Origin of the sequence: Metamycoplasma phocicerebrale (assembly GCF_003383595.3) — a bacterium.
In the GTDB taxonomy this organism is placed as follows: Bacteria; Bacillota_I; Bacilli_A; order Mycoplasmatales; family Metamycoplasmataceae; genus Metamycoplasma; species Metamycoplasma phocicerebrale.
This window is the reverse complement of the sequence record NZ_CP033058.2, coordinates 333,362-349,662: the sequence shown is the minus strand read 5'-3', so window position 1 is coordinate 349,662 and position 16,301 is coordinate 333,362. Positions and strand designations below refer to the sequence as shown.

Annotated in this window: 14 protein-coding genes; 4 read left to right on the top strand and 10 right to left on the bottom strand. The window is 24.7% G+C overall.

The window, feature by feature from the left end; genetic code table 4:
* Positions 1-53: 53 nt before the first annotated feature.
* From DMC14_RS01380 to DMC14_RS01335, 10 genes are all read right to left on the bottom strand, one after another.
* Positions 54-1,058 (bottom strand): IS30 family transposase, encoded by a 1,005-nt coding sequence (locus DMC14_RS01380; RefSeq protein WP_137412661.1) that lies wholly within the window; start codon positions 1,056-1,058, stop codon positions 54-56.
* Positions 1,059-1,211: 153 nt separating this feature from the next.
* Positions 1,212-3,731, bottom strand: a complete 2,520-nt coding sequence (gene lon, locus DMC14_RS06025; protein WP_137412660.1) for an endopeptidase La — start codon at positions 3,729-3,731, stop codon at positions 1,212-1,214.
* A gap of 74 nt (positions 3,732-3,805) precedes the next feature.
* On the bottom strand, positions 3,806-4,636 hold the full coding sequence (locus tag DMC14_RS01370) for a nucleotide exchange factor GrpE (RefSeq protein ID WP_116171453.1): 831 nt from the start codon (positions 4,634-4,636) through the stop codon (positions 3,806-3,808).
* The gene (hrcA, locus tag DMC14_RS06020) at positions 4,636-5,652 is read right to left on the bottom strand and encodes a heat-inducible transcriptional repressor HrcA (protein ID WP_116171452.1); all 1,017 of its coding nucleotides are present in this window, start codon (positions 5,650-5,652) and stop codon (positions 4,636-4,638) included. The genes DMC14_RS01370 and hrcA overlap by 1 nt, the downstream gene beginning before the upstream one ends.
* A 190-nt stretch (positions 5,653-5,842) precedes the next feature.
* The gene (locus DMC14_RS06015) at positions 5,843-6,940 is read right to left on the bottom strand and encodes a DNA-methyltransferase (RefSeq protein ID WP_116171451.1); all 1,098 of its coding nucleotides are present in this window, start codon (positions 6,938-6,940) and stop codon (positions 5,843-5,845) included.
* An 18-nt stretch (positions 6,941-6,958) separates the two neighbouring features.
* A complete protein-coding gene (locus DMC14_RS06010) occupies positions 6,959-7,774 on the bottom strand; it encodes an HpyAIV family type II restriction enzyme (RefSeq protein WP_116171450.1) in 816 nt (271 codons plus the stop codon).
* Positions 7,775-7,933: 159 nt separating this feature from the next.
* Positions 7,934-8,599: a glycerol-3-phosphate 1-O-acyltransferase PlsY gene (gene plsY, locus DMC14_RS01350; protein ID WP_116171449.1), complete on the bottom strand. Its 666-nt coding sequence runs from the start codon at positions 8,597-8,599 to the stop codon at positions 7,934-7,936.
* A 61-nt stretch (positions 8,600-8,660) separates the two neighbouring features.
* On the bottom strand, positions 8,661-9,044 hold the full coding sequence (locus DMC14_RS01345; protein ID WP_137412659.1) for a hypothetical protein: 384 nt from the start codon (positions 9,042-9,044) through the stop codon (positions 8,661-8,663).
* Positions 9,035-10,426 carry a glutamate--tRNA ligase gene (gene gltX, locus DMC14_RS06005; protein ID WP_116171447.1) on the bottom strand — a complete coding sequence of 464 codons (1,392 nt, stop codon included), beginning with the start codon at positions 10,424-10,426 and terminating at the stop codon, positions 9,035-9,037. Before gltX ends, DMC14_RS01345 begins: the two co-directional genes overlap by 10 nt.
* A gap of 4 nt (positions 10,427-10,430) precedes the next feature.
* A complete protein-coding gene (locus tag DMC14_RS01335) occupies positions 10,431-11,111 on the bottom strand; it encodes a hypothetical protein (protein WP_116171446.1) in 681 nt (226 codons plus the stop codon).
* 117 nt (positions 11,112-11,228) lie between these two features.
* Between DMC14_RS01335 and DMC14_RS06000 the strand changes: the two genes are divergently transcribed.
* From DMC14_RS06000 to DMC14_RS01315, 4 genes are read left to right on the top strand one after another with little or no spacing between them, the layout of a single operon-like run.
* Positions 11,229-13,247, top strand: coding sequence for an Mbov_0121 family peptidase domain-containing ABC transporter (locus DMC14_RS06000; RefSeq protein ID WP_116171445.1), 2,019 nt, complete (start codon positions 11,229-11,231; stop codon positions 13,245-13,247).
* Between the two features lie 42 nt (positions 13,248-13,289).
* Positions 13,290-13,742, top strand: coding sequence for an rRNA maturation RNase YbeY (ybeY, locus tag DMC14_RS01325; protein WP_116171444.1), 453 nt, complete (start codon positions 13,290-13,292; stop codon positions 13,740-13,742).
* Positions 13,743-13,750: 8 nt separating this feature from the next.
* Complete coding sequence (gene era / locus DMC14_RS01320) at positions 13,751-14,641, top strand: GTPase Era (protein ID WP_116171443.1); 891 nt, start codon at positions 13,751-13,753, stop codon at positions 14,639-14,641.
* The gene (locus tag DMC14_RS01315) at positions 14,641-16,299 is read left to right on the top strand and encodes a type 2 periplasmic-binding domain-containing protein (protein WP_116171442.1); all 1,659 of its coding nucleotides are present in this window, start codon (positions 14,641-14,643) and stop codon (positions 16,297-16,299) included. Before era ends, DMC14_RS01315 begins: the two co-directional genes overlap by 1 nt.
* The last annotated feature ends 2 nt before the right edge of the window (positions 16,300-16,301 follow it).

Sequence of the window (16,301 nt, the reverse complement as noted above, 5' to 3'; positions counted from 1 at the left end):
ACCGTTTATTCGGTAGAAATAAATTCTAATTTATTTATTTGTTAATTATTAGCTTAGATGTAATTTTCTTTTAAAAATAGTTCTTTTGAAGATTTTCAACCAAGTATTTCTCTTGGCATTTCATTTATTTTATTTGAAATATTTTGTAACGTTTCAATGTTGATTGTATTAAAGTTAAAACCTTTTTTATATTCCCTTCTAATTAAACCATTTCAATTTTCATTTGAACCACGTTGAAATGATGCATAAGGTTCAGCTCGATAAATTTTTATTTTTAATCATTTGGCTAATATTCCTATTTTTTCAAATTCTATACCATTGTCAATTGTTATACTTTTAACAATTAAACTATTTTCTTTTATTAGCTTGCGTAGTTGAGTATTAATTTCATAACCTGATTTACTTAAAACAAATGTTGCAAAGCCTATTCTTGTTTTTCGTTCTGTTAAAGTTAAAATATTTCTGAAACCAGTGCTGCGCTTGCCAATTACTAGATCAGCTTCTCAATGACCATATTCTTGTCTTAAATCTACAGATTTAGGTCTAGTTCAAATCGGAAAAACATAGCTAGCGCTTGTAACTAATCTGCTTACAACTGAAGCTGTTCGTTTGCCGCCCTTTTTATAAAAACTCCTTAATCTATTATGTTTTTTAATTGTTCATTGATTGCTTTTTATCCAATTAAAAACAGTTCTTAGTGATGGTAATTTAATTTTAAAATTAGTTTTAATATAGTGATATGTTGATTTTATACCAAAAAACTTTTTGTCATATTTTTGAATAAAAATGTTAGTAAATTCTTTATAGCTAAAATTAACATTAAATCTAAACATATATTTATGAGAATGTCTTTTAAACGATTTTATATTTGCTGCACAAGAATCATAATTTCCAGTTAAATCAAGATTTCTTTTTATTTCTCTAGAAACGGTTGAAGGACTTCTGCGTAATCGTCTAGCAATTTTTCGTATTGAATAGCCATTATCCATTAATTTTTTGATAAAAAATCTTTCTTCATAAGAAATGTGAAAATATTTTTTAAATGCTTTATAATTCATATTAGGTCTCCTTAGGTGTTTTTTGTGAGGCCTTTTTTTATTTTTTTAAGTAGAAAAAAATTCAAGCAACCTCACACTAATATTTTATCAATAAAGTGTTGCACTTGAATTTTCAATTCAGCAATACAGCTTTTTTCGCTGTATTTTGTTTTTTTAATTACTAAATAATTCTTTAAATATTTCTTCATAATATTTAACAGGAATAAATGTTACTTCTTTTTTGACTTCTTCAGGAACATCTATTAAATTTTTCTTATTATCGAATGGAATAAATATTTTCTTTATTCCAAATTGAGCGGCAGCAAGAGATTTTTCTTTTAATCCACCTATTGGTAATACTTTTCCTCTTAAAGTAATTTCTCCTGTCATACCTACGTTAGCAGGAACTGGTTTTTTAGAAAGGGCACTAATAATAGAGGTAGTAAATGTTACTCCGGCAGATGGACCATCTTTAGGTATTGCTCCAGCAGGGACGTGAATATGAATTGAATTGTTTTCAAAATTAAAATCTATACCAAATTTTTTAGCATTTGCTCTAACATATGCTAAAGCTATTTGAGCAGATTCTTTCATAACGTCTTTTAATTGTCCTGTTAGTTTTAAGCCGTCTTTTCCTGGAAATTGAGTTACTTCAATTGCTAATGTAGAGCCACCAAAACTTGTATAAGCCAACCCATTAACTACACCAATTTGATCTTTATTTTCATTTTCATCATCTTCAAATTTAATTGGGCCTAAAAATTCGATTGAAATATCTTTTGTTACAACAAATTCATCTTTTATTTCTTTATCTAAAATTTTAACAACAATTTTACGCGCTATATTATCTAAAATACGTTTTAGTTCACGAACACCACTTTCTCTTGTATAAGATCTAATAATAAATTCTATTACATCATCAGAAATTTGTATTTGTTTTTTTGTTAAAGCATTTTGATCTAAAACTTTGGGCATTAAATGACTTTTTGCAATTTCTAATTTTTCTTTTGTTGTATAGGTTGATAATTCTAATAATTCAACACGATCAATTAAAGGCGCAGGAATTGAATCATAACTATTTGCTGTAGCTATAAATAGCACTTTTGATAAATCATATTCTAAATCCAAATAATGATCTTGAAAATTTGCATTTTGTTCAGGGTCTAAAACCTCAAGCATAGCGCTTGTAGGATCTCCTCTAAAATCAGAAGACATTTTATCAATTTCATCAAGCAAAATTACAGGATTTGATACTCCCGCTTTTTTTATTGCAGAAATTATTTTGCCCGGCATTGCTCCAACGTATGTTCGTCTATGCCCTCTAATTTCGCTTTCATCTTTAACTCCACCTAAAGAAACTTTTATAAATTTTCTTTGTAAGGCTTCTGCAATAGATTTGGCCAAAGTAGTTTTACCAGTGCCTGGAGGGCCTATTAAGGTTAATATTGGAATATTATTAACTGGGTTATTAAATGTATCGCCCGTCTTATTAACAAATAATTTATTATCAATAAAATTATCGTTATCACCTTTGATAGGAGTATATTCTTGATCAACATTTTTAGTTTTGGTGTGAGTTAAAACAGAAATAAATTCTAAAATTCTTTCTTTAGGTTTTTCAAGGCCAAAATGATGTTTATCCAAGATCTCTCTAACCCTATTAATATCAATTAATTCTTTACTTACTTTTCTTCAAGGTAAAGTTAGTATTAAATCAATATAAGTTTTTGAAACGTTGGCCTCGGGACTAGAAGCCATCATGCTAGCCAATCTAGATTGTTCTGCTCTTAATGCATCCAAAACATATTTTGGATATCTTTTACTTTGTTCGGGATCTTTTTCTAGATTATCTACATTATCGGCTTTTTCATCATTTAACATGCTTCTTAGTTGCTTCATTTTTTCTCTTAATAAAAAGTCTCTTTGAGAACTTTCCATTTCTTCATTTAATTTTTTAGTTAATTCAAAATCAACTTGATTAGAAGCCACTTTTAAAGAAATTTTTTCAATTACACCTTTAATAAGTTGTTCGGCAGTAAAAGGAAATAAACTTAAATGTTCTTGACGAGAAAATGATAATTTAATTTTTGCTAGTATGTTTCAAAAATTAATATCAAATTCTTTATACGAATCCAAAATATTTAATGTATCTACAAGTTTTTGTCATTCGTTTTGAAAATAAACTATATCTTCTTTTGATCCTAAACTTTTTGACACGATTGAAGGATATGATCCTATACTATTTTTCAAGTCTAATAATTTTTGAGTTAAAGTAAAAATATAAGGATTCAAAACTTTTAAATCAATTTTTTTGTTATTTTCTATAACATCATAATCTAAATAAATATAAGGTTTTTCTTCAACGTTGTCGTCTTTTGGTTTTTCAGATTCCAATTTATTTATTTTAATAGGTTCTAAAGTTTCTAAAGATAATTTGTAAATGCCTTCTGAATTGGGAACATTTTTTGTTATTTTTGCGATTATTCCATATTCTTCTAATTGATTAACATTGTCAATATTAGTATTGTTTTGAAATTCTTCCTTAATAAAAGCAATAACTATTTTTCTTTTGTGTGATGTTGATTTAATTGATTTTTCCATAGCTAAAATCGAATTAGGTTTTCCAACTCTAATTTCGTCTTGATTATATGGTAAAATAATTTGTTTTTTAATTGGTATAAATGGTAATTTCATTGTATCTCTTTTCTATATTAAGAATAATATTGATTATTTTATAAAAAAATATAAATTTTAGGAAAAAAATAAGATTATTTTGAAACTATTACTAATGCTGGCTTAATAACCCTATCATGTAATCTATAACCTGTATTTTTAACTTCAAGAATTGTATCCTTCGGCATATCTGAAGCTACCAAATCATAAATTTGGTGTATATCAGCATCAAATATATCTCCTACTTTTGGTTCTATTTTTGATAAACCAATATCTATAAACTTGTTATAAATTTGATTATATAGCATTTCAAAACCTACTATAAAATTATTTAAAATTGGGTTATCCCCTTTTTTTGCCGCTTTTATAGCTAATTCAAAATTATTAAGTGGTTGCAATAAATCTTCAACAAAAGATTGCAAAGCATATTTTTTAATTTCACTTATTTGATTTTCTTGATGTTCAGAAGTTTTCTTTTTGTGGGCATTAACCATTTCTTGTGCTTTTGATTGAATATTAATAACTTCTGTTTTATATTTATTTGCATCTTCAATTAATTTTAAATTTAAATTGTCAATTTCTGAGCGCAAGGAATTAATTATATTTTTATCTTTTTTTGAAATTTCTAACAATTCTTTTGTGTTAACTTTTAAATTTTCTACATCTTGTATAAGTCTTTGAGCATTTTTATCTAGTTGTTCTACTGATAATAATTCAAGTATGTATTTTTCTTTTTTAGAAGAATAATACAATTCTTTTTCACCTGCTTGTTTGCCTTCTTTTATTATTTTTAAAATTATTTCTTCTGGTTCATCATAATCTCATATATAAGAGTATTTTTGTTGAACTTCTTCTGAATTATTTTTTGATTTCTTTCTTATTTTTAGTAACAAATTTACTAAATCATGTTTTTTAAATACTCACATTATTTACATCCTTTCTTAACTAGTTTCTCCAATACTGTAATAGCTTCTAACCCTTCTTCAATATCGATATTTTTAGGGCCTACTATTGTTATTTCTTTTATATTTTTATCATTGTCAAAATTTATTTTTTTACTAATTATATTTAAATTAGGCCTTGAATAATCTAGTTTTATGTTATTATCTTCATCAATATTGTTTTCAATAGTTTCTCAAACTGATTGATGTTCAATAAGGTCTAAAACCTTTACTATTTCTGCTCTAGAAATATTTTTTGAAAGTATTATTGCATTTTTGTTATAAGTTTTGTTTTCTATTTTTTCTTCAAATGTAAAAATTGTTTTAATAAACTTTTGAAGAATTATTTCATAATTAACTATTTTTTCCTTAAATAAAGGGATAAGGGCTTGTGTTTTTGTAGCTAATTCTACCAAAGGAGTATCAATTAATCTTTCTTTTAATAATCTTATAGCTATTCTTAAATCATTCAATTCTATATTTTTTTCAAAATTAAAAATTTTATTTTGAACATTACCGCTACTTGTAACTATAACAATTACAGCTGATATTTCATTTAAAGGTATTAATTGAATACTTCTTAATCTTTCACCTTGATTATTAGAAGAAGCAACAACTGTAAAATGAGCCATTTTTCCTATAAGATTTGCAGCCTCGTCTAAAGTTGTATCAATATTTAATCTTCTTTTAGCTAACAAATCTTCTAATTTTTGATTTCAAAATTTTTGTGGATCATAAGCTATATTCAAAGTATAAAATTCTAAACCTTTGGTTGAAGGAATTCTTCCTCCAGATGTATGTGGCTTTTCTAAAAAACCTATTTCTTCTAATTCAGCCATTATGTTTCTAATTGTTGCTGAAGAAAGTTTTAATTGTTTAGACTCTACCAATTTTTTAGAGCCAACCGGTTCGCCTGTTTCAAAAAACACTTCAACAATCATTTTAAAAATATTCAAATGCCTATCTTTTAAAACTGGGGTTTTTTGTTCATTATTATCCATTTGCCCTCCGTATTAATAGAATAATTTTAGCACTAAATTAGCACTTTATGTGTTTAATTGCTAAAATTATAACCAATTTAGGGTTGCTTACATAAAATAATTTTTTTATTTTAAAAAAATTCAAGGCCGCAATATTGTGTTTTAATATAAAGCTGCACTTGAATTTTTCATTTTAAATATTATAATTTTTTTAAAAATTAATTTTTAATGGCAAATTATGGTCTGATCTATATTTTTCTCTTATATCCGAAATAGACACATTATTTCCATTTCTATTAACAAATAAATAGTCATAGGCATTCACTCTATTTTTTTTGTTCATCATAACAGAAGCAATTTCGTGCATGGAATCAATATTACCATTATATTCTAATTGCCCTTTAATATTTACTAATCTAGCTTGTTCTCCATTTTTGTGTATAAAAAATTCATTTAATTCTAAGTACCCCTCTTTTATAAGGTCTTCCATTTTAACTTTTCCTGGTTTTATATCAAGAATACCTTTCTGAATATCGTTAATATTAACTCTGGCTTTGTCTAATCTTTTTTGGCCATATTTTATATATCTAGGTTCCCTTTCAATTAAAGTATAATTTCTGCCAGCTTCCTTTGCAACCACGCCTGTAGTCATTGTTCCTCCAAAGGGGTCTAATATTCAATCTTCTTGTTTGGTAAACAAACTAATAATTCTATCCATAAGTTTTTTAGGTTTTTGAGTGCTATGGACCTTAAGATTATTTTCATCTTTTAATCTCTCATTCCCAGAACAAATCGGTATTTTCCAAATTGACCCCATTTGCTTACCACCATTTAAAAACTTCCCTGTTTTGTAGTTGAAAGTAAATTTAGATTTCTTAGATTTTGCGGCTCATATTATTGTTTCATGGCTATTATTAAGTCTAGTACCGCCAAAATTTGGAGTAGGATTTGTTTTTTGTCAAATAATATCATTTATTATTCAAAATCCTAATTCCTTTAAAATATTCCCAATTTCGTAAATAGATTGCATTCCAGAAATTACACAAATTGTCCCATTGGGTTTTAAAACTCTTTTTACTTCCGAAAGCCATAATCGGGTTCATTGTTTATATTCTTCCATTGAAGAAAATTTATCTCAATCATCATCGCAACCATTATACTTAGAACCCTCAACTCTATAAAGTTTTTTATTATTATCTATTTGTAAAAAATATGGGGGATCAGAAAAACAAAAATCAAAAGTTTCGTTTGGAATTTTTGAGAGTTCTTCAATTGCGTCTCCTTTTATTATTGTATTTTTAATATTCATTTTTTTCTCCATTTTTATTTATGTTCTTAATTTTTGTACTTTTTTCAATAAATTATCATCCTTAAATAAAGATTTTCGAAGAATTATATATTTTTGATCATTTGATATCAATTTATTTCAGTATTTATTGGGTAACTTTATCATTGCATTATATATTTCTTCGTTATTATTAATGTCAAATATTTTTAAATTTTTTACTCGCGTGTCATTTTTGTATTTTTCAATGTAGGAAACTAGTTCATTTCATGGTTCTTCATTATTAAATATTTCAACAAAAATTTCTTTCCCATAAAACAAATAAAAAGAGCAATTTTCGTTTTTTTCTTCAGTCATTTTTGATAAATAATATTTTTTATTTTTTATTAATAAAGGATCAACAAACCACATTATTGCATTTATTTTTAAATTATTATAATTTTTTTTAGCTAATTCAACCTTTCCTCTAAAGTTAGAGTATTGACCTCTTTTTTTCGAACTATCATGGTCATCTCTTATTTTCATTTCAAGCAAGAAGAGTTCATCATTAAACAAGAAAAGATTATCTACTCAAAAATCTTCTTGTTTTTCGTTCTTGCCAAGATGTTGTTTTAAAATCTTTCCTCCAATTTTTTCTATATATTTAGAAACAATAGATTCAATAAAGGCACCAAATTTAATTTCTTTACTTTGAGAAACATTTTGTATAATTTTTTCGTTTAATGTTGTTAATCTAAAATGACCTAAAAATCTAGAAGGATTATCTATCATCTTTTTTAATAAATTTAAATAAAAATCTTGACCCTCGTCTATAAAATGAATAATTAAATCACAAAATTCTTCATATTTTAAAATCATTTTTCTCCTTTTTTATTTTATAAATATTTTTTCTTTATTGTTTTCACTTATATATAAGTATATCATTTATTAATATTTATAAAATATTAATAAGAAAACTTAAAGAAATGTTACAAAATTAATAAAATTATTATTTTTAGTTTACATTGAAAAATTCGCTTAATATTTACATAAAATAATTTTCTTTTCTTCATGATTTGACAATCTAATATAGTTTGGAATATGCTTTAAAAGAATTATAATAGACGCAAATATTAAAATATAACTATGAGACCATAGAGGAACATTGTGATTAATAAATGAAAGCGCCCAAGTCGAATAATATAAGGGAATAAAAGAAATAAATGCAAATGTTATTGCTGTTATTACTGAACAGATAGAAATATATCTAATAGCTAGCACTAATAATATATAAAATAAGGCTAATCATAAAAATGTTGTTAAATCAAAAGCTAATATTAACCCAAAAAATGCTGCAACTCCTTTTCCACCTTTAAACTTAAAATAAGTAGGAAAAATATGCCCTATAAAAGCACCCAAACCAGTAAAAAAAGGAATAATATATAAATTATTTGTAAAATATTTAACAATAAAAGTAATCATAGTCGGAATAAAGGACTTACACAAATCAAAAATAAAAACTAAAGATGCAAATTTAAAACCAAATACTCTTAATGCATTTGTAGCGCCCGCATTTTTTGAGCCTTCTTTTCTAATGTCTCTATTTTTTAATTTTGAAATTATTATACTTATACTAATAGAACCAATAAAATAACCTAATATTAATAGTATTAAATTTATTCACAAATATTCTCACTTAAACATAATTAAAATGATACATTAATTTTACCGTTTTGAAAAATAAAAGCTTGGCCGATTGCCAAGCTTATTTGGATTCTTTAATTATAAAAGAAGCTGTATTTCTAACAATTATGTTTTTATTTTGCAAAAAATCATAAGTAAAAGTAATTATTTGCGAATCAATATGAACATTTATTAAATAAACTTCTAATTCAAATACTTCTTTTTCTGATAATTTAAATTGATTACGAATATAAGTATTTTTTATCATATTTAAATTTTGATTTGAATATGAAACCCTAATTTCATCTAATGAAGCTTTCAAAACACATTTCATAAGTTTATCATCAACAAATTCTATATTAATAAACTTGCCATCAGTGCTTTCTATGTAATCAACATATTTCGTTTCAATAATTGTATTTTTTTCGCCATCTATTTCTGATTCTAATTTATATTTTAGTTGCACTTTAATAGTCTTTCAAACACTATTTCTTTGCCAAATAAATAAATTGCCTTAGCTAATTCGGGACCATGTTCTTCATAAGTAGTTGCTATTCTTATGGGCATAAACAATTCCTTGCCCTTTAGCTTTAGTTCTTCTTTTGTTTTATTTATACAATCTTGAATGCTATCTATATCAAAATTTGATTTTTTTAAGTAATTAAAAAAAACTTGAACTACTTTTTTATTTTCAATAACTAAATCGTTTTTTTTCTTAGGATTCGTATAAATTAATAAATCTTTACGAATTTGATCTATTGTAGGTGACGACTGTTTATAAGTTTCAACAAATAAATTGTTTCACTCTAAATCAAAGGGAGAATTAATTTGAGAAATAATGTCTTTATTATCTTTTAATTTCATATATTGTTTAGAGAATCATTCCATTTTTACAATATCAAATTTTGAAGGTGATTTTGATAGTCTTTCTGGATTAAATTTTTCTATTAATTCTTGATGTGTCATTATTTCACTATTATCGCCAGAAGTCCAACCTAATAATGCTAAAAAGTTAAATATAGCATTTGGTTCATATCCTTCATTACGATAATCTTCAATAAATTGTTTTAAAGTTTTATCTCTTTTAGATAATTTTTTACCTTCCATATTGGTAATAATTGTTAAATGTCCGAAAACTGGAGGAACTCAATTTAAAGCTTTATAAATTGCTAATTGTTTTGGTGTATTGGTTATATGTTCTTCCCCTCTTAAAACATGCGTTATATCCATTTGATGATCATCTATTACAACAGCAAAATTATATGTTGGATATCCGTCGCTTTTCATAATAACAAAATCACCAATATCATTGCTATTTACTTCTATTTTTCCTCTAACCAGGTCTTCTCATTCATATATTCAATTCTTTTTTAATTTTAATCTAATTGAATATTCGTGAGCAGCATCTCTTCTATTTCTTTCTTCCTCAGATATTTTTAATCATTCGGGGTTATATCTAAATGAAGCTATCTTAGCTTCTTCTTGTTCTTTACGTTGTAAATCCAATTCTTGTGAGCTGTCATAAGCTCTATATGCTAAACCCTTATCAACTAACTTGTTTGCAAAGTCTTGATAAACAGATAATTTCTCAGATTGGCGATATACTCCATATTTTTTATTAGGGTTTAATGGGCTTTCGTCTGGAACTATACCTAATCATGCTAAGTTATTTAATTGGCTAGCTTCTCCTCCTTCTACATTTCTAGCTACATCTGTATCTTCTAATCTAAATATAAAACTTCCATTGTAATGCTTTGCAAATAAATAATTAAATAATGCAGTTCTAGCTCCCCCAATATGTAAATAACCGGTTGGGCTTGGTGCATATCTTGTTCTTATGGTTTTCATTAAACTATTCCTCCTCAAATAATAACACTAGTGGTTCTGAAGCATCCTTTCAAAAACCTTTTAATTTTGGAGATATATCTCTTAAAAAAGGTCATGGAGCCTCTTCAATTGGATATGAAGATGTTTCTGTAAAAATTGCTTTTGAAGGCGCTATAATATCAGCATCAAAATTTAAAGCAGCTTCTGTTGTTTTTTGAACTCAATATAAAACAATGAATACTGCTTTTGAATTATATTGGTATTTTGTGTATTTACTTTTGCTAGCTACCCCAGGAATGTTAGCGACTAAATCATCATATCTAAAAGAAAATAATCTATAGTCATATGGACCAGTTAAATTTTTAAAATTTAAAAAATGAAAAAGTGGTTTAATCTCGTAAATGTGGTTCGGATCATGAGTATTATTAATTTCCAAATTTGATTTAAATAAGCGATAAGTCTTGTCTGTTGAAGCAACTGGATTAAAAATAAATTTTGAATTGGTTTCATAAAAAGTTTTGGCGCTACCCTTAATAACTCTTTCCCCATCTTTATTTAAAAAAGTATAATTAGAATCTAATGATATATTAATGTCGGGTAAATCATGACTACAAGAAGCAGCCACCATGGAAGGGGCAGCAATTGCTATACTAGTTGATATTGCACTTAATGCTAATAGTGCTTTTTTATATTTATTATTTTGCATAATAGAAATTTTATACAAAATTTATTTTTTATTGCATATCTTATTAGAATTAACAATTTTTTCTTAAATTTTTCTTTCTTTCAACATATTTTGCACAAATAAATAGAAAATTTTTTTATGAAGATAAGAAAACAAAAAGACATTAAAGATTGCGGGATATATGTAATTCAAGGCTTATATAATTTTTTTTATAAGAAATGAATTAACATTAATCAAATTAAATATTTAGCTGAATATGAAAAAGATGGAATTTCTATTTCGTCTTTTTCTAAGGTGTCACAAGAACTTAGAATTAGCATAGAGAGTTATAAAACTACTTGAAACGATTTTTTAAATTTTAATTTTAATTTTCCTATAGTTACTCTAATAAAAATAGATGATTTTTTGCATTACATATGTATTGAAAACATAGCAAAGGAATATATAACTATTAATGATTCTATCAATGGAAAAAGAAAAATACACTTAAATAGTTTTAAAGAACTTTTTATAGGTATAGTATTACTAGCCAAAAAAGATCCCGCTAAGCATATTGATTCTTGTTTTTTTCAAAAAAATAAAATTATTATTTCAGCAAAAAGCAGTTTATGAATTTTAAATGTTGTGCTTGGTTGTATTATGCCAATAATGGGTTATTATTTATCATTCATTAACAAATCTTTATTTCAATACATAGAACTTCACATAAGGGGTTTTTCTTTACAATATTTGATATTGTTTGGTTGGTCGTCCCTTGTACTAAATTTATTAAAATTTTTAAATAGTTTTTGTATAAAAAAAATTAAGCTGAAATTAGCCAAGTATTTAAAACAGATGTTTATAAATAAGTTAAAAAATGCCGACCAAAAACAATTGGATAAGATAAACAAAAATGAAATTTTAATCAGATATCATTTAATAGATTTTGTTTCTGAGTTTTTAGCTAACAAATTTTATTTATTTTCCAACTTATTAGTGTCTTTTGCTTTGTCTTTCTCTTTATTCTTTTTTATCAAAATTAAAATAATTCTGTTTTTATTAGCGCTATATATTATTAAGATAATTTTAGCTATCTTTATTGATACAAGAATAAAAAACCTAAATAAAACAATTATTGAAAATAACATTAAGGAAATTAATGATATTTCTTTTATTTCTTACTATTATGATTTATACAATTCTTATATTTGAAACAATGTACAAAAACATAATTTTAATCAACACTTATCTTTAAGTGCCTTTTGCGAAAACAAATTACAAAATTGAATAAATTTTAAAAGCTTATTAAATTCTATTTTATTTCTCATATCTCAAATTACTATTTTTTTTATCTTTATAAATAGTTCCCCAAATCACTTATCTAATTTGTTTTTTATTATTAGTATACAGAGTTTACTCAATTCACCAATTATGATAATCCAAAATTATTTAACAAATAAATCTATTTTTAGTATATATTTAGAAAGAATTTTATTTATTTTAAACATTCCACAAAATTTTTTGAAATCTTTAAATTATAAAATAGAAACTATTCAAAACATTTCTGTAAAAAATTTATCAATTAAACATGGGAATAAGTGAGTTTTTAATAGTTTAAATTTAAATATTAAACACAATACTAAAATTTTAGGTAATAATGGGGTTGGAAAATCTAGTCTATTAAAAGTTTTTGCCGGTTTTTTTAAAGATAAGAAAAATTGCGTTTTTTATAACGAAATTAATTTAAAAGATATTGATTCTCTATGAATTGAAAACAATGTTTTTTATGTTGATAATAATTTTAATTTTCCAAATATTGATTTATATACATATTTGTTTGTTAACATAAATAGTAAAGTTGTGAGTGAAATGTTAAAAAACAATATTTTTCTAAATTTAATAAAAAGCTTAAATTTAGAACTTTGTTCAAATCTTAAATACAATGAAAATAAACTTTCTTTAGGCCAAAAACAGATAATAAAATTATTACCTTTATTAATTAGAAAATACAAATTAGTTATTCTTGATGAAAGTTTTGAATATTTATCTAAAAAGATATTTAAAAAATTTAAAAAAATAATATTAAATTTTCAAACAAAAGCGTTAGTATTAGAAACCAGCCATTCAAATAGGTTTTTGTATAAAAATTCAGATAAATTTTGCATAAAAAATATTTAATAATTTTTTAGGATTTTTTAACTTTAATTTATAATTAGTTTTATGAACAAATTAACCATTAAAAACAATAGTTTTTCTTTGTTTCAATTTAGATCAGATTTTTTAAATATTTTAGAAGCAGCTAAGTTGGAATTTAATAGCGAAAAAGATCTTTGTGTTGACCTTCTTTTTGTCAACAAATATAAAATGAAAAAATTGAATAATATGTATAGAAATAAAAACTATACAACTGATATACTAAGTTTTCCGTTGGAAGCATCTGAGGAATTAAAATTTCTCGATGAAATTCAATTAGGACAAATTATTATTTCACCTTGAAAAATAAAAAAGCAAGCCAAGGAGTTTAATCATAGTTTAAGAAGAGAATTTTGCTATATATTTGCTCATGGGATAGCTCATTTGTTTGGTTTTGACCATATTACTGAAGAAGAAGCAAAAATAATGAATTCTCACGTTGACAATATTATGAATTCTTTAAACATTAAAAGACAATAGGTGGCTATATGAAAAAAATTTGTTATGTAGGTCTAATCGGAAGACCTAATGTCGGTAAAAGCACATTAGTTAATAATGTTTTAGATTTTGAACTATCAATAGTTTCTAATTTAGCTCAAACCACAAGAGATAATATAAAAGCTATATATAATGACGAAGAATCGCAAATAATTTTTATCGATACCCCCGGAATTCATAAAGCTGAATATTTATTATCTAAAAAACTTAATGAAAAAAGTTATTCTACAATAGAAACGGCAGACCTTGTTTTATTTTTAAGTCCTGCTAACGAAGAAATAGGCGCAGGAGATAAATTTATAATTAATAAAATTAATGAATTTAACATAAAAAATAAAATAGCAATAATAACAAAAGTAGACTTAGTAGATAATCAAGAAGTTCTAGATAAGAAAGCCAAGACACTTAAGGAATTAGGATTTAATATTGTGCTTGGTGTTGGAATTAAATATAAACAAACTTATTTCAATTTAATAAAAGAAATTAAAAACTATGCTTATGAAGCAGAAGCTCCTTATGAAGAAGACCAATTATCTGATACTAGTTTAAGATTTATGGCAAAAGAAATAATAAGAGAAATAGCTATTAAAAATTTATATGATGAAGTTCCTCATTCTATAGCTATTTCGGTTGATGAATTTAAAGAAGATGAAAATGATAATTTTAGTCCTATAATAATACAAGCAACTTTGTTTGTAAAAAGTAATTCTCAAAAGGGTATTGTTGTGGGTAAAAATGGCTCTAAAATTAAAACTATATCAATGAATGCTAGAAAAAAAATGTCACATGTTTTTGGTAAAAATGTAAATCTTTTTTTAAGAGTAAAAGTCGACCAAGACTGAGTTGATAATGAACAAAAAATTAAAAAGGCAGGATACTAATGAAAACTAAAAGATTAACACACCATTTAAAAATTCTTTTAATTTCAATATTTACTTCTATACTTTTTGTGACTATTTTAATTGTTGGAATAATTAAATTATTAAGCCCTTTCAAAGTAAGTGTTTATAATTATGAATCATATTTAGATAAAAAAATAATAAATAAAATTAAAAAAGATTACTCATATCATGTGTTTACAAATTTAGACGAATTTACTAAAGCTATTAAAAATAAAAAAGCTGTAGCCGGAGTGAGTTCCGATTATCAAATAGCTGAATTAATTTTAGAAAACAAGATAAAAAAAATTAATTTTGAAAAAGCCTTTGATTTAAAAGATCTTAATGAAGAAAAAATAATGAATTTATATTCTAGGGATACCAAAGAACAATTCGACTATTTTGATTGGTGAATTATACAAAAAATAAAAGAAAAAAACCCTAACAATATAAAGGCTAAATTAGATGAAAATAAAGACATTTTGCCTTACATATATTATGAAAAAGATGTTCCGGTCGGTTTTGAAATCGATGGAAAAACAGGTATCGATAAATTTTATCAATTTTTAATTCCATATTTTACATTAGACAAGATGGTTGTTTATAACACGGAAGATAGTGAAATATACAAATCTACAAGAAATAATATTAAAGAAAATGTGAATTTTAATGACATTAAAGATGGTTTGTCATGAGAGAAAACTATTAGTATGTTGGTTTCAAAATATAAAAAACCAAAGGTGTACTGAACAAATTGATTTCAAGATAACTTAATGATAGGACAATTTCATCAAAAAGAATCTGAAATTCCGGGACCAGATTTAGAACATTTTAAATGAAAATTAGTAAACAAAAAAAATTATAAAAATTTAATTAATTCTTTTAGTACATTTGTTGAAAAATCTACAGGAGCAACGATTAAAAATTCTAATGTGAACAAGTTAGTAACGGATGGGCAAGAATTAGTATCAAGCATTATTGAACCTAAATCGGGAAAGGCGGATATAGCAATTATGTATAATGGTGATGCTTTAGATGCTTACTACGGAAGAGATAATTTTATTCAATTAAATGAAAAAAATAATATTTCTTTTGTAAGACCAAAATATTCTTATAAAAATATAGATGCTTGAATTATCTCGAAGGATACTAGAGATTTCGATTCAGATTTATTATTGGACAAATTAAATAAAACAATTTTTTCAGATGTAAAACTAACATTAGAAGCAATAGAAAAATTATATATTGAAAATGTTTATAATCTATTAATAAAAAATGATAGTAATAAGAAATTAGAATATGATACAAATTTGTTTAAGGATAACCTAGCAAACAACACAAAGGAATATAAAAATTTAAGTGAAATTAATGATTCTTTTTTTAAAGAAAATTACGGTTGTTTTAAAAAAGCCTTTCAAATTGAAAATTTAACTAACATTATGAACTTTAATACAATTAATTACACACCTAGTTATAAAACTATTAAAGAATTTATTAGAAAATGATATTTTTTAGACAAAAATAAACAACCAGATGAAAAAGCAATATCAATTTTTGATTTAAACACAGCAAAAAATACTATATTTAGACCTTATCAACCTTTAGATTTAGAACTTAGAACTAAATTGATAGATTGATATTATGAAAAAACAAAATCTTAATA